At 66.0% G+C, this 22,179-nt stretch carries 18 protein-coding genes; 8 read left to right on the forward strand and 10 right to left on the reverse strand.

What is annotated here, in order from left to right; translation table 11 throughout:
• Both AC5RUQ_RS12725 and nboR read left to right on the forward strand, forming a co-directional pair.
• Positions 1-773: transketolase-like TK C-terminal-containing protein (locus AC5RUQ_RS12725; RefSeq protein ID WP_493947708.1), on the forward strand; the 773-nt coding region annotated here is incomplete at its 5' end.
• A gap of 91 nt (positions 774-864) precedes the next feature.
• Positions 865-1,503, forward strand: a complete 639-nt coding sequence (gene nboR / locus AC5RUQ_RS12730) for a nicotine blue oxidoreductase (protein WP_493947709.1) — start codon at positions 865-867, stop codon at positions 1,501-1,503.
• A gap of 11 nt (positions 1,504-1,514) precedes the next feature.
• On the opposite strand, the gene AC5RUQ_RS12735 is transcribed toward nboR, so the two are convergent.
• From AC5RUQ_RS12735 to AC5RUQ_RS12770, 8 genes are all read right to left on the reverse strand, one after another.
• Positions 1,515-2,684 carry a serine hydrolase domain-containing protein gene (locus AC5RUQ_RS12735; RefSeq protein WP_493947710.1) on the reverse strand — a complete coding sequence of 390 codons (1,170 nt, stop codon included), beginning with the start codon at positions 2,682-2,684 and terminating at the stop codon, positions 1,515-1,517.
• A gap of 96 nt (positions 2,685-2,780) precedes the next feature.
• The gene (locus AC5RUQ_RS12740) at positions 2,781-3,440 is read right to left on the reverse strand and encodes a uracil-DNA glycosylase (protein WP_493947711.1); all 660 of its coding nucleotides are present in this window, start codon (positions 3,438-3,440) and stop codon (positions 2,781-2,783) included.
• A gap of 41 nt (positions 3,441-3,481) precedes the next feature.
• Positions 3,482-4,462: an aldo/keto reductase gene (locus AC5RUQ_RS12745; protein WP_493947712.1), complete on the reverse strand. Its 981-nt coding sequence runs from the start codon at positions 4,460-4,462 to the stop codon at positions 3,482-3,484.
• A gap of 87 nt (positions 4,463-4,549) precedes the next feature.
• Positions 4,550-7,381: a molybdopterin-dependent oxidoreductase gene (locus tag AC5RUQ_RS12750; RefSeq protein ID WP_493947713.1), complete on the reverse strand. Its 2,832-nt coding sequence runs from the start codon at positions 7,379-7,381 to the stop codon at positions 4,550-4,552.
• Between the two features lie 2 nt (positions 7,382-7,383).
• Positions 7,384-8,301, reverse strand: a complete 918-nt coding sequence (locus AC5RUQ_RS12755; RefSeq protein WP_493947714.1) for an FAD binding domain-containing protein — start codon at positions 8,299-8,301, stop codon at positions 7,384-7,386.
• On the reverse strand, positions 8,292-9,497 hold the full coding sequence (locus AC5RUQ_RS12760) for an XdhC family protein (RefSeq protein WP_493947715.1): 1,206 nt from the start codon (positions 9,495-9,497) through the stop codon (positions 8,292-8,294). The genes AC5RUQ_RS12755 and AC5RUQ_RS12760 overlap by 10 nt, the downstream gene beginning before the upstream one ends.
• A gap of 170 nt (positions 9,498-9,667) precedes the next feature.
• Positions 9,668-11,188, reverse strand: a complete 1,521-nt coding sequence (locus tag AC5RUQ_RS12765; protein ID WP_493947716.1) for an NCS2 family permease — start codon at positions 11,186-11,188, stop codon at positions 9,668-9,670.
• 15 nt (positions 11,189-11,203) lie between these two features.
• The gene (locus AC5RUQ_RS12770; RefSeq protein WP_163166294.1) at positions 11,204-11,698 is read right to left on the reverse strand and encodes a nucleoside deaminase; all 495 of its coding nucleotides are present in this window, start codon (positions 11,696-11,698) and stop codon (positions 11,204-11,206) included.
• Between the two features lie 402 nt (positions 11,699-12,100).
• On the opposite strand from AC5RUQ_RS12770, the gene AC5RUQ_RS12775 reads away from it, so the two are divergent.
• Entirely contained in the window at positions 12,101-13,474 is a 1,374-nt protein-coding gene (locus tag AC5RUQ_RS12775; RefSeq protein WP_493947717.1) for an 8-oxoguanine deaminase, read from the forward strand.
• Between the two features lie 100 nt (positions 13,475-13,574).
• Here AC5RUQ_RS12775 and AC5RUQ_RS12780 read toward each other — a convergent pair whose 3' ends face one another.
• Positions 13,575-13,760, reverse strand: coding sequence for a hypothetical protein (locus tag AC5RUQ_RS12780; RefSeq protein ID WP_163166290.1), 186 nt, complete (start codon positions 13,758-13,760; stop codon positions 13,575-13,577).
• A 351-nt stretch (positions 13,761-14,111) separates the two neighbouring features.
• On the opposite strand from AC5RUQ_RS12780, the gene pucL reads away from it, so the two are divergent.
• Together pucL and AC5RUQ_RS12790 are read left to right on the forward strand one after the other, a co-directional pair.
• A complete protein-coding gene (gene pucL / locus AC5RUQ_RS12785) occupies positions 14,112-15,020 on the forward strand; it encodes a factor-independent urate hydroxylase (protein WP_493947718.1) in 909 nt (302 codons plus the stop codon).
• Positions 15,021-15,200: 180 nt separating this feature from the next.
• Positions 15,201-16,706 carry a nucleobase:cation symporter-2 family protein gene (locus AC5RUQ_RS12790; protein WP_256249879.1) on the forward strand — a complete coding sequence of 502 codons (1,506 nt, stop codon included), beginning with the start codon at positions 15,201-15,203 and terminating at the stop codon, positions 16,704-16,706.
• A 135-nt stretch (positions 16,707-16,841) separates the two neighbouring features.
• Here the strand turns inward: AC5RUQ_RS12790 and AC5RUQ_RS12795 are convergent, their stop codons facing one another.
• Entirely contained in the window at positions 16,842-17,597 is a 756-nt protein-coding gene (locus AC5RUQ_RS12795) for an IclR family transcriptional regulator (protein WP_493947719.1), read from the reverse strand.
• A gap of 212 nt (positions 17,598-17,809) precedes the next feature.
• Here AC5RUQ_RS12795 and AC5RUQ_RS12800 point away from each other — a divergent pair, with 212 nt between their 5' ends.
• Genes AC5RUQ_RS12800 through AC5RUQ_RS12810 form a run of 3 tightly spaced genes read left to right on the forward strand, consistent with a single transcriptional unit; the run spans position 17,810 to position 22,169 of the window.
• The gene (locus AC5RUQ_RS12800) at positions 17,810-19,252 is read left to right on the forward strand and encodes an NAD-dependent malic enzyme (RefSeq protein ID WP_493947720.1); all 1,443 of its coding nucleotides are present in this window, start codon (positions 17,810-17,812) and stop codon (positions 19,250-19,252) included.
• Positions 19,253-19,289: 37 nt separating this feature from the next.
• Positions 19,290-20,888 carry a malate synthase A gene (gene aceB / locus AC5RUQ_RS12805; RefSeq protein WP_493947721.1) on the forward strand — a complete coding sequence of 533 codons (1,599 nt, stop codon included), beginning with the start codon at positions 19,290-19,292 and terminating at the stop codon, positions 20,886-20,888.
• Positions 20,889-20,891: 3 nt separating this feature from the next.
• Entirely contained in the window at positions 20,892-22,169 is a 1,278-nt protein-coding gene (locus AC5RUQ_RS12810; protein ID WP_493947722.1) for a DUF6986 family protein, read from the forward strand.
• Positions 22,170-22,179 lie beyond the last annotated feature (10 nt).

Here is a 22,179-nt window from a genome sequence, read left to right on the forward strand (position 1 = left end):
GCCACTCCCCCCTGCTCGCCTCCACCAACCCCGCAGTGGTCACCTACGACCCCGCCTACGGCTACGAAATGGGCCACATCATCCGCGACGGCCTCGAGCGCATGTACGGGGAGCACTCCGAAGGAGACAAAACAGACCGGAACCTCATGTACTACCTCACCGTGTACAACGAGCCCATCACCCAGCCAAGCGAGCCGGAGAACCTCGATGTGGAGGGTGTGTTGAAGGGCATTTACCGGGTCTCGCCGTCGGCCACTGAAGGACCCAAGGCACAAATCCTGGCCTCCGGCGTATCGGTCCCGTGGGCACTTGAGGCCCAGCGGATCCTCGCTGAGGACTGGGGCGTCTCCGCCGACGTCTGGTCCGTCACGTCCTGGAACGAACTGCGCCGCGACGGCCTCGCCGCCGAAGAGGAAGCCTTCCTGAACCCCGGCGAATCCGCGCGGGTCCCGTTTGTGGCCCGCCAGTTGGCAGATGCGCAGGGCCCGGTGGTGGCGGTCTCGGACTATATGAAGGCAGTCCCGGACCAGATCCGCCAGTTCCTCCCGCACGAATTCGCCACCCTCGGCGCCGACGGCTTCGGCTTCTCCGACACCCGCGCCGCAGCCCGCCGCTTCTTCAAGAACGACACCCACTCCATCGTCGTAAAGGCACTGCAGATGCTCGCGGCGAGGGGTGACGTTGAGGAGGGCACGCCGTCGTACGCCATGGACCGCTACAAGCTCCTGGACGTCAACGCCGGAACCACCGGCGGGGCCGGCGGCGACGCCTAAGGGACGCAACCCCAAGTTTTTGTCCAGATATGCGGACTTCCCAAGCCGGGAGCCCTGCATATCTGGACAAAAACTCACTTAGGGTGAGGCTATGGGTAGCGCGCATCAGATCAGGACGACAGGGGTTGTCCTCGCCGCCGGAGCCGGTACCCGCTTGGGGCTCGGTCCAAAGGCCCTGCTCCCCTACCGGGGCAGGCCCCTCGTGGAATCCGTCGCCGGCGCGCTGCTCGACGGCGGCTGCCGTGAGGTTGTGGTGGTGCTTGGGGCCGGGGCTCCGGACGTCGCAGCCATCGCCGGGCTGGACCGCTACCGGACCGAGGTGAACCACGAATGGCATTCCGGCATGGGCAGTTCGTTGTTGCTGGGGAACGCCAGCGCGGACCCGGGCGACCATCTGATGGTTGCCCTGGTGGACCAGCCAGGCCTGACGCCGCGGACGGTAGCGCGGCTGCTGGCCGCCCACCGTCCAGGCCGGATCACAGCGGCCGCCTACGACGACGGCGAGGCAGCCACTGCCGGGCCCCGCAGGTTACGCCGGGGTCATCCGCTGGTCATCGACGCCGGCCTTCGCCGGGCTGTGGCAGAAACTGTGGCGGGCGACGCCGGGGCACGGGGCTTCCTGCGGGCGCATCCGGAACTGGTGGACGAGGTGGACTGCAGTGACCTGTCCACCGGCGAGGACATCGACACATCGGACCAGTTGCGGCTTCTCGGCTGGGAGACCGCCTAGTACGTGGTGGTCTATTGGCAGAGCCGGTTTAGGGTCTCCAGCAGGGCCGATTCCAGTTGGTCGCTCCATCTGTCGCGCTTGTTGTCAGCCTCTGGGTCCTCCAGGGGTGATGGCAGGGGCGCGGGCATCATGGTAATTGTTGCCTGATACCGGCCGTCAGCGCTACTCGTTGCAATGGTGCGGTAGTTCAAGTACCCGCCCCTGCCGCCGTACCTGTGAGCCCCGGTGCAGTCCTGCGGCCACTTCCATAGGCCTAACCCAATGGAGGGCACACGGCTGGTCTTCTTCATCTCCTCCAGCGAACTGTGCGACACCAACTGGCCCCGGAAAAGTGCTGCAAGGAAGTTATTTACATCCGGCATCGTGGACACCACGCCATGGGCCGGCGAACCGAGCTGGTCCGGAGTCGGTCCGCCGCCCACACGCTGACCCCTGATCGTGATGTAGCCCTGGATCATGTCGGGAGCCCCATTGAGCGGATCGTCGACAGTGGTGTGGGTCAATCCAAGCGGTTTGATGAGGTCGTCGCGGAGCACCTCACCATAAGGCTTGCCTCGCAGCTTCTCCAGAAGCTGGCCAACAGCCAGGTAGTTTGAGTCTGAATAACGGAAATTCCCAACGTACTCCCACGGCAGCGTGCCGGTGAGTTCAAGGCCCCGCTGCAGGCTCAGCTTCTGTTCCGCCGCGGGAAGGATATCGTCGACGGTCCTGAAAATTGCCTCCTGGTATGGGGGCATCCCGGACGTGTGACCAAGGAGCTGACGAACCGTGATGGGACCCGGGGGCTTCAGCACTGTGGTGAAGCTTTCCAGTATGCCGTTGACAGGGTCATCAAGCCCGATCAGGCCATCCTCCACGAGTTTCATGACCGACACCGCGGTCATTGTTTTGGTGACGCTGGCTATGGACACCCTGTCCCCTGGTTGTGCGGGGTGTTTGGACTCCAAATCACGGACGCCATAGGCCTTTGACCATTCCCCGCCAGGCCACCGGACTTGCGCAATGACAGCAGTGGCGCCCTGGTCGAGGACGGACCGCATGGCGACGTCAAGGGGTTCAGTGGCCGCCGGCGCAGTAGATGACGGCGACGGACCGGGACCCGTGCACGCGGGCAGCACCGCGGCGAGAACCAGCGCGGTTGCCGTGATGAATGCGGGGAAAAAACGTGTCCTGGACTGCATGGCACCCGCCGCGGATCCGCTCGAACAGGGACGGACCGCGGGGACGCCGCCCCCGGCCAGGGGTTTACCCGGCGCCAAAGTCCCAGCACAGCAATTCTAGAATTCGTAGCCGCCGTGGTCGAGGGCCAGTAACTCCTCCAGTCCCTTCTTGAAGCCGGACCTCCCGCCATGCGACGGATGCCGGACTTTCGGCATGTCCATGCCGGTGGCAAGCAGGCTGCGATGGGCCACGTTGCCCACGGCCACTACGGTTTCGATGCCGAAGAGCTCCACCAGCGTCTGCCGGAACTCAGTTCCAAGCCGGGCTTCAGTTGTCCTCGGCGTGCGGTTGGACTGCGGCTTCCCGGGCACATGGGTGTGCCAGGGGCATGCGCTCCACAGCAGGGGAAGGAAATCCAGTTCCGCCAGGACCTCCCACATCACGGTGGCGGTGGGCTCAGCTGCCACTCCCGCCGCATCGGGAGGCAACACGTAACCCTTTCCCGGACCGAACAGCCCAAAACTGTTGGCCGGGCCCTGGAACATGGTGCGGTTGGTGAAGGGAACCCCGGTGATCCTCATGCCACGGAAGCCCGGGGCCTCGCCCAACAGCAGCACTTTGGGCGCGCGGTCCAGCATTTCCTGCAGGTAGAGCTCCAGGTTGCTCCGGCGCTGCGCATTGGCCGGTTCGCTGTGATCGAGGAAGTTGTTAAGGCCCGGACCAGAAGGCACGGCGGATAGCCGCTCCACGAAGGTGCCAACGGAAGAAGCTGTCATTCACCTGCCTGTCACGTGTGGCGGCGAACCTGGCCTGCGCCTTACCAGCGCGGGTGGATGGCTTCGCGGAAGTAGTGGTCGTAGATCCAGCGGACGCCGGCGTCGAAGTCTTCATCAACCGCGAGACCTGCCGCGGCGGCATTCGCCGTGGCCTGCTCCACGTTGCGTGCGCCGGGGATCACGCTGGTGACGCCGTCCTGCGCCGCAATCCAGGCGATCGCGGCCTGAGCCGTGCTGGCGCCGGCCGGGACCAGCTGTTCGAACTCCTTGACGGCCTTCAGCCCCAGGTCATAGTCCACGCCCGAGAACGTTTCGCCGACGTCGAAAGAGTCGCCGTTGCGGTTGTAGTTCCGGTGGTCGTTCTCGGCGAACGTGGTTTCCTTGGAGTACTTGCCGGAGAGCAGCCCCGAGGCGAGAGGCACGCGGGCGATGATCCCCACATTTGCTGCCTTTGCCGCGGGAAGGACCTCGTCCAGTGGCTTGAGGCGGAAGGCGTTGAGGATGATCTGAACAGAAGCGGTGCCCGGGCGGCTGATCGCTTCCAGCGCCTCGTCGGTGCGTTCGACACTAACGCCGTAGTTGCGGATGGCACCCTCTGACACCAGGGTGTCCAGGGCGTCATAGACCTCTGCGTTGCTGTACACCGGAGTGGGCGGGCAGTGCAGCTGGACCAGGTCCAGGGAGTCTGTGCCCAGGTTCTTCCGGGAGCGGTCCACCCACTGGCGGAAGTTGGCCAGGGTGTAGTTCTCCGGCTGCTGGTCCACGCGGCGGCCCATCTTGGTGGCCACCGTGATCTCCAGGCCGGGGTTGTCCGCGAGGAACTTCCCGATGGCCTGCTCGCTCTTGCCGTCGCCGTATACGTCCGCGGTGTCGAAGAAGTTCACGCCCGCCTCCACGGACGCTGCCAGGATGGCCTGCGCCTGTGCCGGGTCAACGTTGCCCCAGTCCGCGCCGAGCTGCCAGGTGCCCAGCCCAACGATGGACACGTTCCGTCCGGTCTTGCCTAAAATCCGATGTTCCATCCCATGACTATATGCAACGATGCAACGCGGGGTTACTTTAGGCCTGCTGAGCGCGCCTAATGGGGCATTATGTGACCCCGCGTCGTCCTAGGACAGGAGATGCTCCAGGTTCGGCACCAGCCCCGCCTCCTTGAGTCCCAGGTAGATCTTGTCCCGCGCGATGGGCAGCTGGGCGAAGCGCACACCGGTGGCGTTCCTGATTGCATTCGCCAAGGCTGGGGCCACGGGGTTGAAGGGGCTTTCGCTCATGGACTTCGCGCCTAGCGGCCCCATCTTGTCGTTGGTGTCCGCGAAGTACACCTCGCTGCGGGGCACGTCCGCGAAAGTAGGGATGTGGTACTGCCGCAGGATGTCGGTGGTGACCCGGCCGGCGTCGTCAATTACCACCTCCTCATACAGCGCAGCGCCGATGGCCTGGGCTATTCCGCCTTCGATCTGGCCGCGGCACTGGCGCGGATTCACCACCACACCGGCGTCCGCGGCCTGCACGCTCTGCAGGATCTTCAGCTCGCCGGTGCCCCGGTTTACCGCCACGCGGAAGCCGTGCACGTTGAACGCCACGGACCTCGGCGTCCCGCCCCAGCGTCCTTCCGCTGCAAGTTCGACGCCGGCATCCGCAGCCGCCTGCGCCAGTTCCGTCAGTGCCACGGGAGTTCCGTCGATGACTACAGTGTCGCCGTCCAGGACGCAGGCTGAGGCCTGGGTCTGGTGGATGCCTGCCGCAAAGGCGCGGATGCGGACTGCCAGTTCCTCGGCTGCGGCGAGGGTCGCCTTGCCCGCCACCACGGTGCCCGCGGAACCGAAGGCACCGGTATCGTGTTCGATCAGGTCGGTATCGGACTGCCGGAGCACAACCCGCGTGGCGTTCGTTGACAGCGCCGTGGCGGCCAGTTGGGAGTGGACGGTGGTGGTGCCGTTGCCGAACTCGGCAGTACCGACGTCGGCCTGGTACGTCCCGTCGGGCAGGAGCCGGAGGCGGGAGTGGGCAAAGTGTCCGCGGGGCGGCACGGTGTCGATCATGGAGAGGGCGGTTCCCTCCCCGGTGAGCCAGTCGGGGCCGAGTTCGTCCAGCCCGGCGGCCCGGTACCGTTCTCTGCCGCGGGCCAGTGCATCGCGGACCAGGCTCAGGCACTGATCCAGCCCGTAGCTGCCGTAGTGGACGTCCTCCTCGGGTTCCGGCTGGGTGGACAGCATCCGGTCGCCCTCGCGCACCATATTCCGGCGGCGGAACTCGAACGGGTCCATACCGATGCCGGCGGCAAGCTCGTCCATGGCGGACTCGATCGCAAAGATCATCTGGCTGAGGCCGTAGCCGCGGAACGCCCCGGCCGGCACCGTGTTGGTGTACATCGCGTGGGCGTCCACTTTTTTGTTGTCACAGTTGTAGACGCTCAAGGATTCGCCGCAGCCGTGGAACATCACGCCGGGGCCGTGGTTGCCGTAGGCGCCGGTGTTGGTCAGCACATCGAGTTCCAGGGCGGTGAGTTTTCCGTTGACGCTGGCGCCGGCCTTGAGGTTGATGGTGAACGGATGCCGGGTGGTGGTGGCGGTGAACTGTTCCGTCCTGGTCAATTCGAGCTGGACAGGCCGGCCCAGTTTCAGGGCCGCGAGCACCACGATGTCCTCGGTGAGTACTTCCTGCTTGCCGCCAAAGCCGCCGCCGACGCGGCCGGCCACTACGTGGACCTGCTCCTCCGGGAGCCCGAAAACCCGGCACAGCGTGCGGCGGACCAGGAAGGGAACCTGGCTGGATGTGCGGACCTGCAGGCGCCCCTCTTCGTCAACGGCTGCGATGGCTGCGTGCGTTTCCAGGGCAACGTGCTGGACGCGCTGGGTACGGTAGGTCTGCTCGTGGATAAAGTCCGCTGCCGCAAAGCCTTCGGCCACGCTTCCGAGCTCCGAATGGAGTTCGGCCACCACGTTCCGGTCCGGCCGGGAGATCCGCGACGCCGTCCCGTCCTTGTCGCCGTGCACCAGCGGCGCTCCGGGCAACAGCGCTTCCTGCGGCGAGAAGACGGCGGGCAGTTCCTCGTACTCCACCTCAAGTGCCCGCACCCCGGCTTCTGCGCCAGCCACCGTTTCAGCCACCACCGCGGCAACCCGCTGGCCCCGGAACCTCACCACGTCATCCAGCACGCGGGTGTCATCTGGATCATCCGTAAAGAGTTCATGCTGCGCGGTGGAGAACAACTGTTCCGGGGCGTCCCGGTGGGTCAAGACGGCCACCACGCCGGGGACCTTAAGTGCAGCATCGGTGTTGATGGACAGCACGCGCGCATGGGCATGCGGCGAGCGCAGGAGCTTGAGGTGAAGCAGGCCTTGCAGCTGGTCTGCCGGGACGTCCAAGGTGTAGCGGGCGGCGCCGGTGACCACTGCCCGGCTGGCGGGTGCCGGGACGTCGTCGCCCAGCTGCCCCGGTTCGGGATCCGGCTGGCCTTTCCCGGCGATCCCGGACCCCTGTCCCTTCGGGTCGGGGTGCCCTGCGTGCCCGCAGACGGCGTCGGAGATGGCACGGTATCCGGTGCAGCGGCAGAGGTTGCCTTTGAGGTTGCGGGGCAGGTTTTCCTTCTGTTCGTCGTCGAAGGTCGCCGCCGTCATCACCATGCCCGCCGTGCAGAACCCGCACTGGAAGCCCTGCCGCTCCATGAACTGCTGCTGCACGGGGTGCAGGTCCGCTCCGGCGCCGGCAGTTGAAGCCAGTCCTTCGATGGTTGTCACCGCGTGTCCCTCGGCGCGGACGGCAGGGTAAATGCAGCTGTGCACGGGAGTGCCGTCCACATGCACCGTGCAGGCACCGCAGTCGCCGCCGTCGCAACCCTTCTTGACGCCCAGGCTGCCCTGCTCCCGCAGGAAGGTGCGCAGGCACTGCCCGGGGCGGGGTGACGCGTCCGCCGCGGCTCCGTTGATCTCGATGGCCATGCTCAGGCCCCTTCCTGCTGTGCGTAAAGTCCGTCTTTCGGCGGCCAGAAGTCGCCGGAAACCCGGAGGCCGGGCGCCCCTTCCGGGGCAGCGAGTTCGGCGCGGATTTCCTCGGCCATGCGGTATGTCATGTCCCGGCGCCAGACCGGCAGGCCGTGGATGTCGTCGTGGTAAAGGTCGTCGGGAATCGCTGCGGAAATCGCGGCGGCCAGCACGTCGGCGTCGGGAAGCCCGTCGAAGCGCAGCTGCACGGGCCGTTTGGTGGCGGCGGTGATGGTGAGCACCAGCCGGGTTCCGCCGTCGAGGCTTCCAATCAACAGCACCCCGGACCTGCCGAGGTTGCTCAGCGACAGGCGGCGGAACGCCACCCGGGACGCAAGGGCCGACGCCGGGAGGTGGACGCTGCGCAGCAGCTCGCCCGGTGCCAGGCAGTTCTCTGCGTCACCTGTGACGAATTCCGTCACCGGGACGCTGCGGCTGCTGCCGCCGGGGCTGAGGATGGTGGCGCTGCCGTCCAGCCCGGCGCACAGCGAAATGACGGGGCCTGCGGGCAGCGAGGTGCACAGGTTGCCGCCCACGGTGGACATGTTCCACACCTTGTAGGAGGCAACAAAGGAGTCGCAGCACGGCCGGACCAGGTCCAGGGCCGGCCAGCTTCGGCCTGCTGCTGCAGCAGAGCCGGGAAGGCTGTAGAGATCCGCGACAGTACAGGTGGCGGCGAGCTCTATCCCGTCATCGCTGACGGTGACGGGAGTCCAGCCGGCGTTGCCGAGGTCCAGGAGCCGCCTCAACGGCTGGGCGCCGAACGCGAAGCTGCCGTAGGAGAAGAGGACTGTGCCTCCGGCCAGCCAGGCGTCGCCGTCGCGCCATTCCGAGGGGTCGGTGGTGGGGACCACCGCCTCGATGGTGTTCATGTCCATGCGATCTCCTGCTGCAACGAGTGGGTGGGCGCGGGCTTCCCGGCGCGCTCCTGGTGGATGGGGCCGGAAGTTTCCCGCAACGGCTGATGGGAAGCTGCCGGATGCCGGGCGGCGATGACCTCGGCCAGGACGGAAACCGCCACTTCGGCCGGTGTGACGGCGCCGAGATCCAGGCCGAGCGGTGAGTGGAGCTGGGCGATCCGTTCGGGGCGGACGCCGGTGTCCAGCAGGGCGCTTACGCGTTGGACGTGGCTGCGCCGGGAACCGAGGGCGCCGATGAAGGCGACGTCCCGGGCGAGCGCGGTCTCCAGCAGGGGCACGTCGAACTTGGGGTCGTGGGTGAGAACGCAGATTACCGTCCGGGCGTCGACCCGTCCTGCCGCAGCTTCTGCTGCGAGGTAATGGTGGGGCCAGGCGGTGACTACCTCGTCCGCTGCCTGGAACCGCGATTGGGAGGCAAAGGCCGGCCGGGCATCCACCAGGGTGACGTGGTAGCCGAGCGGTTTGGCGGCGGGCAGCAGCGCGGCACTGAAGTCGTTGGCTCCGAACACCAGCATGCGCGGCGGTGCAAGCCGGGACTCGACCAGCAGGGTGGCTGCGCCGGTGCACAGGCCCGGCCCGGCCAGTTGCAGCACACCGGTGGTGCCGCTGCGCAGGAAGGAATCGAGCTGCAGGCTGCGGGCACGGCCGGCCCCGGGGTCTCCCGAAAGGTCCAGCAGCGCGCGCAGCTCCGGATGGCGGGACACATCTGCAGCGGCCGGTTGGGAAAGAACGACGGCGCCGCCGCCGGCGTCCAACCTCCGGACCAGCGCCACCGGTTCCCCCGGTCCAAAAGCCGCCAGCTGCAGCAATGCCTCCGCCAGCCGACCGCCGGGGTTCCCGTTTGCCGGTTCGATGTGCACGTCCAGTTCTCCCCCGCAGGTGAGCCCGACGGCGAAGGCATCGGCGGCGCTGTAGCCGAAAGTCTCGAGCCGGGTGGCGCCGTCGTCCATTGATTCCAGGGCCGCCGCCACGACTGCCCCCTCGACGCAGCCGCCGGAGAGGCTGCCCAGGACGGCGCCGGCGTCGGACACCAGCATGGAGCTGCCGACGGGCCGGGGAACGGAGCCGCTGGCCCGCACGATGGTGGCCACCGCGAACCGCTGTCCGATGATGGCCGGGGCCCAGCCGTGAAGTGAAGGAATCAAGTCAAGCATGGCGGCGCTCCTTTTTCCACGTTGCGGTGGTGTCCATATTGTCGTTCCTAATGCCAGCCGGACCAAGCATTGGTCCGGCTTCACGGGATATTGCTGCCGTTTCGGGCATCCGCACCCAGGGTCACAGGTGCGGATGCCCAAAAGCGGAGCAGGTGCGGATAAAACTGCGGTCAGGCGCCCAGCAGCAGGTTGATGGGCCCGCGGGCGAAGTACACCAGGAACCCGGCACTGACCACCCACATCAGGGGATGGATCTTCTTCGCTTTCCCGGAAGCCGCGCCGATGATGGCCCAGCTGATGAAGCCCACGCCGATGCCGTTGGCGATGGAGTAGCTCAGCGGCATGGTCACGATGGTCAGGAACGCGGGCAGCGCCACGGAGAACTTGCTGAACTTGATCTCGCGGATCTGCGCCATCATCATCGCGCCCACCACCACCAGGGCAGCGGCTGCCACCTCAAGCGGCACCACGCTGGTGAGCGGCGTGAGGAACATCGAACCCAGGAACAGCACACCGGTCACCACGGACGCCAGGCCTGTACGGGCACCTTCGCCGATGCCGGCCGCGGAGTCGATGTAGACGGTGTTGGAAGACCCCGAGGTTGCTCCGCCGGCGACGGCGCCGATGCCTTCGACAATGAAGGCCGACTTCAGCCGGGGGAAGGTGCCGTCCTTGTGGGCCACCCCGGCGCTTTTGGCCAGGCCGGTCATGGTGCCCATGGCATCGAAGAAGTTGGTGAACACGAGGGTGAACACCAGCATGGTCGCAGCCAGTCCGCCGATCCGGCTGAAGGCGCCGAACAGGTCGAACTGCCCCACCAGGCCCAGGTCCGGGGCGGACACCAGTTGGCCGGACAGTACGGGGGTGTTCAAGTGCCAGCCGCCGGGGTTGGTTTCGCTGGCCGGGCCGATTTTCATCACTGCTTCGACGACGGCGGCCAGGAAGGTGGTGGCCACGATGCCGATCAGCAGTCCGCCCTGGACCTTGCGCGCCACGAGGATGCCCATGGCCAGGAGTCCGACGATGAACACAAGTGTGGGGACGGAGGTGATGGAGCCGCCGTTGCCCAGCTGGACGGGCGGTCCGCCCGCAGTGGCCTTGACGAAGCCGGAATCCACAAAACCGATGAAGGCAATGAACAGGCCGATGCCCACCGTGATGGCGGCCTTCAGCTCCTTGGGGACGGCCCGGAAGATGGCGGTCCGGGCTCCGGTGATGCCGAACAGCACGATCAGGATGCCGTTGATCACCACCAGGCCCATGGCTTCGGCCCAGGTGACTTCCTGGATGACCGAGACGGCCAGGAAGGAGTTGATGCCCAGCCCGGCTGCGAGGCCGAACGGCAGGTTGGCGACGAGGCCGAAGAGGATGGTCATGACGCCGGCGGTGAGTCCGGTGACTGCTCCCACCTGTGCGGCGGAGAGCCAGCCCCCGGCGACATCGGTGGGGGCGTTGCCTGCGCTGAAACCGCCCAGGATCAGGGGGTTGAGGATAACGATGTACGCCATGGTGAAGAAGGTGACCAGGCCGCCGCGGAATTCACGGGCCAGCGTGGAACCGCGCTGGGTGATGTGGAAGAACCGGTCAAGGATGGCGTTCGACGCCGGCGGCCTGGGGGTGCCTGATGCCGGCTGGGGGGTGCGGGGGGTTGGAGCCGAATGCTCCTCGTGGGAGGAATCCAGGATGGTCATGGTGAGCCGCCGGGCCTAGTAGTCGATCCTGGATTCAAGCGTGTTCCAGGTGTTGAACGGCTCCAGCGGGGCCGGGGCCTGGGGATCGCCCAGCTCCAGCTTGGATACCGGCATCAGGGAATCCCTGTCCTGGTTGTCGAAGTATTCGTAGAAGACGGCGTCATCGAAGCCGACGGAGGCGGCGTCGTGCCGGTCCGCAGCGAAGACCACCCGCTCGACGCGGGCCCAGAGTGCGGAAGCCAGGCACATGGGGCATGGCTCGCAGCTGGTGTAGAGGACGGCGCCGCTGAGGTCGAAGGTGCCGAGTTCGCGGCAGGCGGTGCGGATTGCAGTGACTTCGGCGTGGGCCGTGGGATCGTTGTCCGCAGTGACGCGGTTGACGCCGTCGAACGTTTTGCCGTCCGCGGTGACGATCATGGCGCCGAAGGGGCCGCCGCTGTTCAGGACGTTGGCCGTTGCCAGCCGGATGGATCTGGCCAAAAATTCCTCGGCCGTGACGGTGGTACTCATGATGCGACTTCCTTATTGCCGGGAAGCCTGTTGCCGCTTGCAGGACCAGTAGAACCAGGTGCGACGGTTACCAGGCTTCAGCATGTGCTGTGAAGGTTAAGTTGCGCCTGGTAGATAGCTTCCCGAAGTCCGGGTGCCCGCCTTTGGCAAAATCGAGATTAGCACCGGATTGTGGCCCGCGCCATAGTTTTCTGAAAACTTTATTCCGCAATGTGAAATCCAGGTTACGTGTTCTTCACTGGACTGGCCGCGGCCGGTCACATTGCGGGGACGTTGACGCAGGTCAGGCTTGTTCCCTACTCTGATGGCACCGCCGCTGCCCGCAGCCGCCGGCACCTGGATCAGCAGACAGGGCCTCACTGAGCTGGAAATACCGCACCTGCGCTCAGACAAGGACACTCCATGACCCCTCCTCCCGCTCCTGCCGCCGCATCCCGCCTCTGGATCCGGAATCCGCAGGCCGCCTTCACCGCAAACCACCTGGACGCCTCGGGCGGAGTGGTGGTCAGTGGCGGAACCATCGTGGAAGTACTCGCTACGGGGCAGCGTCCGGCGGAACCATGCACGGAGCTCTTCGACGCCGGAAGCCACGTGCTGCTGCCGGGCCTGATCAACACACATCACCACTTCTACCAGACCCTCACCCGCGCCTGGGGTCCGGTGGCGAACGCCCCGTTGTTCCCCTGGCTGCAGAACCTGTATCCGGTCTGGGCCCGGCTCACGCCCCGGGACCTTGAGCTCGCCACCACCGTGGCACTCGCCGAACTCCTGCTCTCGGGCTGCACCACGGCAGCCGATCACCACTACCTCTTCCCGGGCGGGCTGGAGCACGCCATCGACATCCAGGTTGAAGCGGTGCGCCGTCTGGGAATGCGGGCCACCCTGACGCGCGGATCAATGACGCTCGGAACGGACGACGGCGGCCTGCCGCCCCAATCCACCGTCCAGGCACCGGAGGTGGTGCTGGCCGACAGCGAACGCCTGGTGGCCAGGTACCACGAGCGCGGTGAGGACGCTGTCATCCAGATTGCCCTTGCGCCGTGCTCGCCCTTCTCGGTGACCAAGGACATCATGGCCGAAAGCGCCGCGCTCGCCGAGCGGCTGGACGTGCGGCTGCACACCCACTTGGCCGAGACCCTGGACGAGGAGGACTTCTGCCGGGAGATGTTTGGGCTGCGGACCGTTGACTACCTGGACAGCGTGGGCTGGCTGACGGAGCGCACGTGGCTGGGCCACGGCATCCATTTCAGCGACGCGGAAATTGCCAGGCTGGGAGCCGCGGGCACCGCCGTCGCGCATTGCCCCACCTCAAACATGCGTCTCGCGTCAGGGACCGCACGCGTCCTGGAACTGGAGGACGCCGGGGTGCCGGTGGGGCTGGGAGTGGACGGCTCGGCGTCGAACGATGCCTCGAACATGATCCTGGAAGCGCGGCAGGCGTTGTACCTCCAAAGGCTGCGCTACGGGGCAGACGTCCCTGTGGAAAGGGCGCTCGGCTGGACCACGCGGGGCTCGGCGGCCGTTCTTGGGCGTCCGGGGCTGGGCCAGCTTGCTCCGGGGATGCAGGCAGACCTGGCGCTGTTCCGGTTGGACGACCTGCGCTTTTCGGGCAGCCATGACCCTGTCGCCGCGCTGCTGCTGTGTGCTGCCGACCGCGCCGACCGGGTGATGGTGGGCGGGCAGTGGCGCGTGGTGGACGGGCAGATCCCCGGTCTGGATGTTGCCGGGCTCATCGCCGAGCACTCCGCGGCCGCGCGGCGGCTGGTGAACGGCTAGGCGGGAAAGAGTCCCAAGACGCGCAAAGGCCTGGCGGTACCGGAAGCTGTACCGCCAGGCCTGGTGCTTTATGCCAGTGCGCTTGCTGCAGCCGGCTTCGCTAGGGGCGCTTACCGAAGCCCGGCAGCGCGTGGACCCAGCGCGAAAAGCGCCCGGGGACATGGTCCCGGTCGGCCGGCAAGTAGAAGTCCGGATCGGTTCCGCCGCCAAGGGGGAGGTAGAACTCCTGGACTGAGGGTGCCGCCGTTTGTGCCGGTGCAACCGGCGTCGTGTCCTGCTGGTACATCTGATCCTCCTCCGAGGGGTTTAAGTACTTCCGCAAAATGGAAAATAACTTTTGCTATGTGGAATAGCTTAGGCGGCCTCCCGCTGCTTCGTCAACGGTTCCCGCCCTCCCCGGTCACAAATTGAATTTTCGGTTTGTGATGTACACCACCGGTTTGCTGAGCTACGCTGGTTTCAATTCGTGGTGTATGTCACGTAACCTGGGAGCAGCAGGCAGGGTCGTAATGAGCTGGCATCAATGGATGCCGGCTCTTTTTTGTTGGGTCGGCTCCACCGGAAACGCGCTTGAAACGCGCGCTAAATTTCAGTGATGGAACCTAGGTTCCACCTAACCGGAAGTTGGGAACAGACCATGAGCAGCAAGATCATCCTCGGCGAAAACCAGTACGGAAAGGCCGAGGTCCGGGTCGTCAAGATCACCCGCGACAGCGACCGCCACGAAATCGAAGACCTCAACGTCACCTCGCAGCTGCGGGGGGATTTTGCGGCCGCGCACCTCGAAGGCGACAACGCCCACGTGGTAGCCACCGACACCCAGAAAAACACCATTTATGCCTTCGCCCGTGACGGCGTCGGCTCCCCGGAGGCATTCCTGCTGCGGCTGGCTGAGCACTTCACTTCCAGCTTTGAATGGGTGACCGGCGGCCGCTGGGAAGCCGAGTCCTACAGCTGGGACCGGATCCAGGCCCACGGTACGGAGCATGACCACTCCTTCGTGCGCAACGGCCAGGAAGTGCGTACCGCGGTACTGGTCCGCGACGGCGCCACTACCCACCTCATCTCCGGACTGAAGGACCTGACCGTCCTGAAGTCCACCCAGTCAGGCTTCGTGGGCTACCCGAAGGACAGGTACACCACCCTTCAGGAGACCACGGATCGCATCCTGGCCACCGACGTCTCCGCGCGCTGGCGCTTCAAGACCGGAACCGACTTCAGCGCCCTGGACTTCAACAAGAGCTACGAGGACGTCAAGGGTCTTTTGCTTGAAGGCTTCACCGAGAAGTACTCCCACGCCCTGCAGCAAACCCTGTTCGACATGGGCACCAAGGTACTGGAAGCCCATAGCGAGATCGACGAGATCAAGTTCTCCATGCCCAACAAGCACCACTTCCTCGTGGACCTCTCACCCTTCGGCCTCGACAACCCCAACGAGGTCTTCTACGCCGCCGACCGCCCCTACGGCCTGATCGAGGCCACCGTCCAGCGCGACGACGCCACGCCGGCGGGCATCGCCTGGTCCGGCATCGCCGGCTTCTGCTAAACCGCACCACCCACAACTCCAGGCCCGGAGTTTTTGTCCAGATACGACGACCTCAGCGCACTTCAAGTCCGCATACGTGGACAAAAACTCCGGGCTTTCATCCACGTCTTTCCGCAACACCCGTTAGCCAGACCCCGTTAGCCAGACAATGTCGTCTGCCATGAACCAAGAAAGTCTGCCATGAACACCAGAAAGAAACTGGCCGCTGCGGCCGCCGGTAAAAGCAAGCAGCCGGCCCGTCCGGAGGACCAGCGGCTTCCCATCGCAAGCACTTTTGCCTACGGCTTCCAGCACGTCCTCACGATGTATGGCGGCATCATTGCCCCGCCCCTGATCATCGGCGCCGCCGCCGGAATGTCCTCGCAGGACATCGGCCTGCTGATTGCCGCCTGCCTCTTCGTGGGCGGCCTGGCCACCATCCTGCAGACCATCGGCGTCCGGTTCTTCGGCTCGCAGCTGCCACTGGTCCAGGGCGTCTCGTTCGCGGGTGTTTCAACCATGGTTGCCATCGTCCATGGCGGAGGCGGAATCCAGGCTGTCTTCGGGTCCGTCATCGCGGCGTCGCTGATCGGCTTGCTGATCACTCCCCTCTTCTCCAAGATCATCCGGTTCTTCCCGCCCGTGGTCACCGGAACGGTCATCACCACCATTGGACTTACCCTGATGCCCGTGGCGGCCAACTGGGCCATGGGCGGCAACCGGACTGCCGAGAACTACGGCAGCATGGCCAACATCGGCCTCGCGGCAGCCACCATGGCCATCGTCCTGCTCCTGAGCAAGGTGGGCAGCGCCGCGATCTCCCGGCTGTCCATCCTGCTTGCGATGGTCCTGGGCACCGCGATCGCCTTCGCCTTCGGTATGGCGGACTTCTCCAAGGTGGGCCAGGGCGAGATCGTCGCCTTCCCCACCCCGTTCGCCTTCGGTCCGCCTGTGTTCGAGATCGCCGCCATCATCTCCATGCTCATCGTCATCCTGGTGACCTTGACCGAAACCTCGGCGGACATCATCGCGGTGGGCGAGATCGTGGGCACCAAGGTGGACTCCAAGCGGATCGGCGACGGCCTGCGTGCGGACATGCTCTCCAGCGCCATCTCCCCGCTGTTCAACTCCTTCACCCAGAGCGCTTTTGCCCAGAACGTTGGTTTGGTGGCCATCACCGGCGTCAAGAGCCGCTTCGTGGTCAGCGCCGGCGGCCTGATCCTGGTGATCCTCGGCCTGCTGCCCGTCCTGGGCCGGGTGGTCGCAGCGGTGCCCACCCCCGTGCTGGGCGGCGCCGGCGTCGTGCTCTTTGGAACGGTGGCTGCGAGCGGCATCCGCACCCTCTCCAAGGTCGAGTACAAGAACAACATGAACCTGATCATCGTGGCGGCGTCCATCGGATTCGGCATGATCCCCATCGCCGCTCCGAGCTTCTACGACCAGTTCCCGTCCTGGTTCGGCACCATCTTCCACTCCGGCATCAGCTCGGCTGCCGTAATGGCGATCCTGCTGAACCTGCTGTTCAACCACCTCAAGGCGGGCAACTCGGAGAACCAGTCGGTGTTTGTTGCCGGCACCGAACGCGTGGTCCGGGAAGAGGACCTGAAATGCCTTGCCGACGGCGACCGCTTCGAAGGCGGCAAGCTCATCGACTGCGACGGCAAGGAAGTCCCCGTCCAGTCGTCCGAAAAGGCGTCAGAGCACTAACACCATGGAACGCCGACGGCGGCCCGCTTCCGGAAGAAGCAGGCCGCCGTCGGCGTCATCCTAGGAGTTTTTGTCCGGATGCAGGTTTGAAGTGCCTAAAAGCCTGCATATCTGGACAAAACTCCAGGGTTTGGATCAGTTGCGGTTGAGTTCCAGGGAGATGGCCTCGGCAGCTTCGCGGAGGACCGGTACGGCCTTGTCGGCGAAGTGCTCGTCCACCCGGGACACCGGACCCGAAACGGAAATTGCGGTGGGGGTGGGAGCGTTGGGCACGGCCATGGCGAAGCAACGGACGCCCAGTTCCTGCTCCTCCTCGTCAATGGAGTAGCCCCGTTCCCGGATGAGCTTCAGGTCGGCCAGGAGGTCATCAACGTCGCCGAGGCTCTTCGCCGTTGGGGTGGGCATCCCGGCGCGGGTGACGATGCCGCGGACGGTGTCGTCGTCCAGCTGCGCCAGGATGGCTTTGCCGACGCCGGTGGCGTGGGTATGGGCACGCCGGCCCACCTCCGTGAACATGCGCATCGAGTGCAGCGAGGGCACCTGCGCCACGTAAATCACCATGTCCGAGTCGAGCACGGCCATGTTGGAGGTCTCCCCCAGCCGGTCCACCAGCGTTTTCAGCTGTGGGCGGGCTACCGCACCAAGCTGTTTGTTGGCTCCTTCGCCCAGGCGGATGAGCCGCGGACCCAGGGCGTAGCGCCGGTTGGGCAGCTGGCGGATGTAGCCCAGCGACACCAGGGTGCGCAGCAGGCGGTGGATTGTGGGCAGCGGTAGGTCCGTGGACGAGGACAACTCGCTGAGGGTGACATCGCCGCCGGCGTCAGTGATCAGTTCCAGCAGTTCGAAGACGCGCTCAACGGATTGGACGCCACCTGCGGCTTTCTCAGCCATGTACCAGTCTCCTGTGGACTCGGATTCCGACAAGTCTTATCCGCATCGTGAAAAGAATTGCCCTAATGCTCTCAAGATACAGCACGGGCCCGGTAGACGCGATGAACGGCAAGACGGGGTTGTAATTCCACAAAGTAGATAATAATATCCATAATACGAAAACATTCGGATTCGAGCAGAAGCCCGTCCCGGGCCTAACAGGAGGACATTCAATGGCGAACCCCAGCCCCGGAAATTCGATCACCCTGCGCGTGGAAGCACCGTCAAGCTTCAGCGCCACCAGCGAGCTCGCCGCGGCCGTCGGCGCCGCGGGCGCAGCCATCACCGCCCTGGACGTCAGCGAGTCCCACCACGAGACCCTGGTTGTCGATGTCACCTGCAACACCACCGATGACGAGCACGCCGGCAGGGTCAAAGACGCCCTCAACGCGCTCGACGGCGTGACTGTCCAGCACGTCTCGGACCGCACCTTCCTGATGCATCTGGGCGGCAAGCTCGAAGTCGTCCCCAAGGTAGCCCTGCGCAACCGCGACGACCTCTCCCGCGCCTACACTCCCGGCGTCGCACGCGTTTGCCTTGCCATCGCCGAGGACCCCGCAGCGGCCCGCAACCTGACCGTGAAGCGGAACACCATCGCCGTCCTCACCGACGGATCCGCCGTCCTGGGCCTGGGCAACATCGGCCCGGCCGCCGCCCTGCCCGTGATGGAAGGCAAAGCCGCACTGTTCAAGCAGTTCGCCAACGTGGACGCCTGGCCCGTCTGCCTCGACACCCAGGACACCGAAGAGATCATCATGATTGCCAAGGCCATGGCTCCCGTGTATGGCGGCATCAACTTGGAAGACATTGCAGCCCCGCGCTGCTTCGAGATCGAAAACCGGCTCCGCGAGGAACTGGACATCCCGGTCTTCCATGACGACCAGCACGGCACCGCCATCGTCACGCTCGCCGCCCTGGTCAACGCGCTCCGGGTTGTTGGCAAGAAGCTCGATGAGGTTCGGATTGTGGTTTCCGGAGTCGGGGCCGCGGGCTCGGCCATCATCCAGCTCCTGAAGGCCCAGGGCGCGCGGCACATCATCGCCGCCGGCCGCTCCGGCGCCATCCACTCCGGCGAGAAGTACAACGACGAACACCGCAGCTGGATTGCCGCGAACACCAACGAAGAAGGCTTCGCCGGCACCCTGCACGAGGCCCTCGTGGGTGCGGACATCTTCATCGGCGTCAGCGCCCCGCACGTGATCGGCGAAGAGCAGGTTGCCGCCATGGCAGAGAACGCCATCGTGTTCGCCATGGCCAACCCCACGCCGGAGATCGATCCCGTGATCGCTTCCCGGCACGCCGCAGTGGTGGCCACCGGCCGGAGCGACTTCCCCAACCAGATCAACAACGTGCTTGCCTTCCCCGGCTTCTTCCGGGGCCTGCTCGACGCCGGCGCATCGGACATCACTCCGGAGATGCTGGTGGCCGCCGCGGAGGCGATTGCCAACCGGGTAGCTGACGACGAGCTCAATGCCAGCTACATTATCCCCAGCGTCTTCGATCCCCATGTCGCCGCCGATGTTGCCTCAGCCGTTGCTGCCGCCGCCCACGCCGCCAACGCGGCATCAGCGGCTGCTGCAGCCAAGGACCTCGAAGCCGCCCTGGCCAGCGCCTGATTCACTGCCTGACTTCAGTACAAGGAAAGGACCAGAAATGGCCATCACTGTCACAGACCCCCGGCCCATCGAGCGCGCGGAGGAGATCCTCACCCCCAAGGCGCTGGCATTCCTGGAGGAGCTGCACACCCGTTTTGCCGGCACCCGCAACGAACTCCTGGCAGCCCGCGGCGTCAAGCGGCAGCGCGTAGCCGAGACCGGCAAGCTGGACTTCCTGCCGGAAACCCAGGACGTGCGCGACGGCGACTGGAAGGTTGCGCCCGCGCCCGCGGCGCTGCAGGACCGCCGGGTTGAGATGACCGGGCCCGCCTCGCCGGCAAAGATGGCCATCAACGCCTTGAACTCCGGCGCCAAGGTGTGGCTCGCGGACCTTGAAGATGCCAGCACACCCACCTGGGCCAACGTCATCGACGCCATCCTGAACCTCCGCGACGCCGCCCAGGGCACCCTCAGCCACACGTCGGCCGAGGGCAAGGAGTACAGGCTCCGCACCGACGCGCCGCTCGCCGTCGTGGTGGCCCGGCCCCGCGGCTGGCACATGCCGGAAAAGCACCTGCTCATCAACGGCGAACCCGCCGTCGGCGCGCTGGTGGACTTCGGCCTGCACTTCTTCCACGTGGCCAAGCAGCTGGTCCTCAACGGACAGGGACCGTACTACTACCTGCCCAAGATGGAGAGCCATCTCGAGGCCAGGCTGTGGAACGATGTCTTTGTCTTCGCGCAGGACTACCTGGGGCTTAACCAGGGCACCATCCGCGCCACCGTGCTGATCGAAACCATCCCGGCCGCATTTGAGATGGATGAGATCCTGTACGAACTGCGCGACCACGCCTCCGGGCTGAACGCCGGCCGCTGGGATTACCTGTTCAGCATCATCAAGTACTTCCGCGACGCCGGCGAGGAGTTTGTACTGCCGGACCGCGCTTCGGTTGCCATGACCGCCCCGTTCATGCGCGCCTACACCGAACTGCTCGTGAAGACCTGCCACAAGCGCGGCGCCTTCGCGATGGGCGGCATGGCGGCCGTCATCCCCAACCGCCGCCACCCGGAGGTTACCGAGGCGGCCTTCGCCAAGGTCCGCGCGGACAAGACCCGCGAGGCGAACGACGGCTTTGACGGCTCCTGGGTTGCGCACCCGGACCTGGTTCCCACCTGCCGGGAAGTCTTCGACGCCGTCCTCGGCGACAAACCGAACCAGCTGGACAAGCAGCGCCCCGAGGTTTCCGTTACGGCGGAGCAGCTGCTGGACGTGGCCTCCGCCGACGGCCAGGTCACCGAGTCGGGCCTCCGGCTGAACCTCTACGTGGCCGTCGCATACACCGCCGTGTGGTTGTCCGGGAACGGTGCCGTCGCCATCCACAACCTGATGGAGGATGCGGCCACGGCGGAAATCTCCCGCTCGCAGGTGTGGCAGCAGATCCGCAACAAGTCCGTCCTGGCTGATACCGGCAACACCGTGACCAAGGAGCTCGTGGAGCGGATCCTGGGCGAGGAGACGGAACGGCTCCGCACCGAGGTGGGCGACGAAGCGTTCCGCCGCTACTACCAGCCGGCCAGCGGGCTGATCGGGGATATCTGCCTTTCGGACGACTACACCGATTTTCTCACCACCCCGGCCTACGAACTGGTGGGCTGAGGCATGGCGGCAACACCCCGGACCTCGCTGTCGGCGGGTGACCTGGCACACATCGACGGGCAACTGACTTCGACGGACCGGCTGCTGGAGCGGAACTACCCGGGCGACGACGGCACACGCCAGCCCGTCCATACCGTGTACGTGCCCGCGGACCGTTTTACGGCGTCGATCGCTGCTGAGTGGGGCGCCGAGGCGCTGAATACTGCTGAAGCGCACGGCGGCCTGGTGAAGCTCGGCACGCTGCTGGGCCAAGACGCCGCCCTCGCGGAAGCTGTTGCCCCACGGGTTCAAGCCAAGCTGGCGAGTGAGCCCATTGAGGACCTGCGCCTCGACTTCGAGGACGGCTTCGGGGACAGGGGCGACGACGCCGAGGACGCGGCCGCCGTTGCCGCGGCCTCCGCGGTGGCCGCCAGCGTCGCGGCCGGCTCTGCGCCGCCCTTCATCGGCATCCGCTTCAAATGCTTCGAGGCCCCCACCCGGGCCCGCGGACTGCGCACCCTGGACCTGTTCGTCTCCGGCCTGGCTACCGCCGGAGAACTGCCGGACGGGCTGGTCCTGACCCTGCCCAAAGTCACCACCGTGGCGCAGGTCCAGGCCATGGACTACGCCGTGTCCCGGCTGGAGGATATCCACGGGCTGCCCGCCGGACGGCTGCGGTTCGAAGTCCAGGTGGAAACACCGCAGCTGATCCTCGGACCGGAGGGCACCTCCCCCGTGGCGCAGCTGCCGCACGCCGTCCCGGGCCGGATCAGCGGCCTGCACTACGGCACCTACGACTACTCGGCGTCGCTGCAGATTTCCGCGGAGTACCAGTCCATGGAGCACCCGGTGGCGGACTTCGCCAAAGAGGTCATGCAGCTGGCAGTTGCCGGCACGGGCATCCGGCTTTCGGACGGGTCCACCAACACCATTCCGGTGGGCGACAACGTCGAAAACGCCTGGCAGCTGCACGGCCGGCTGGTCCGGCGGTCGCTGGAACGCGGCTACTACCAGGGCTGGGACCTGCACCCGGCCCAGCTGCCCAGCAGGTTTGCCGCCACCTACGCCTTTTACCGGCAAGGCCTTCCCGCGGCCGCAGCCCGCCTGCGGAACTACGTGGAGCAGACTGAAGGCGGCGTGATGGACGAGCCTGCCACGGCCCGTGCGCTGGCCGCGTTCGTGCTGCGCGGCGTCCAGTGCGGCGCCGTCGGTGCGGATGAAGTGCAGGCGCTCGCCGGCGTCGGCATCCCCCAACTCACTGCGCTGGCCCACCCCAGGCTCGCCACCACTTCCAACTCCTAGGTAAGGAACC

Source organism: Arthrobacter sp. MDT2-3 (assembly GCF_059090465.1).

Bases quoted from the DNA above. Each gene is read 5' to 3' on its own strand.
- aceB (WP_493947721.1), top strand. From the start codon at position 19,290: ATGGCCATCACTGTCACAGACCCCCGGCCCATCGAGCGCGCGGAGGAG.
- AC5RUQ_RS12755 (WP_493947714.1), bottom strand. From the start codon at position 8,301: ATGGACATGAACACCATCGAGGCGGTGGTCCCCACCACCGACCCCTCG.
- AC5RUQ_RS12770 (WP_163166294.1), bottom strand. From the start codon at position 11,698: ATGAGTACCACCGTCACGGCCGAGGAATTTTTGGCCAGATCCATCCGG.
- AC5RUQ_RS12740 (WP_493947711.1), bottom strand. From the start codon at position 3,440: ATGACAGCTTCTTCCGTTGGCACCTTCGTGGAGCGGCTATCCGCCGTG.
- nboR (WP_493947709.1), top strand. From the start codon at position 865: ATGGGTAGCGCGCATCAGATCAGGACGACAGGGGTTGTCCTCGCCGCC.
- AC5RUQ_RS12800 (WP_493947720.1), top strand. From the start codon at position 17,810: ATGGCGAACCCCAGCCCCGGAAATTCGATCACCCTGCGCGTGGAAGCA.
- AC5RUQ_RS12745 (WP_493947712.1), bottom strand. From the start codon at position 4,462: ATGGAACATCGGATTTTAGGCAAGACCGGACGGAACGTGTCCATCGTT.
- AC5RUQ_RS12790 (WP_256249879.1), top strand. From the start codon at position 15,201: ATGAACACCAGAAAGAAACTGGCCGCTGCGGCCGCCGGTAAAAGCAAG.
- AC5RUQ_RS12780 (WP_163166290.1), bottom strand. From the start codon at position 13,760: ATGTACCAGCAGGACACGACGCCGGTTGCACCGGCACAAACGGCGGCA.
- AC5RUQ_RS12765 (WP_493947716.1), bottom strand. From the start codon at position 11,188: ATGACCATCCTGGATTCCTCCCACGAGGAGCATTCGGCTCCAACCCCC.
- pucL (WP_493947718.1), top strand. From the start codon at position 14,112: ATGAGCAGCAAGATCATCCTCGGCGAAAACCAGTACGGAAAGGCCGAG.
- AC5RUQ_RS12810 (WP_493947722.1), top strand. From the start codon at position 20,892: ATGGCGGCAACACCCCGGACCTCGCTGTCGGCGGGTGACCTGGCACAC.
- AC5RUQ_RS12750 (WP_493947713.1), bottom strand. From the start codon at position 7,381: ATGGCCATCGAGATCAACGGAGCCGCGGCGGACGCGTCACCCCGCCCC.
- AC5RUQ_RS12795 (WP_493947719.1), bottom strand. From the start codon at position 17,597: ATGGCTGAGAAAGCCGCAGGTGGCGTCCAATCCGTTGAGCGCGTCTTC.
- AC5RUQ_RS12775 (WP_493947717.1), top strand. From the start codon at position 12,101: ATGACCCCTCCTCCCGCTCCTGCCGCCGCATCCCGCCTCTGGATCCGG.
- AC5RUQ_RS12760 (WP_493947715.1), bottom strand. From the start codon at position 9,497: ATGCTTGACTTGATTCCTTCACTTCACGGCTGGGCCCCGGCCATCATC.
- AC5RUQ_RS12735 (WP_493947710.1), bottom strand. From the start codon at position 2,684: ATGCAGTCCAGGACACGTTTTTTCCCCGCATTCATCACGGCAACCGCG.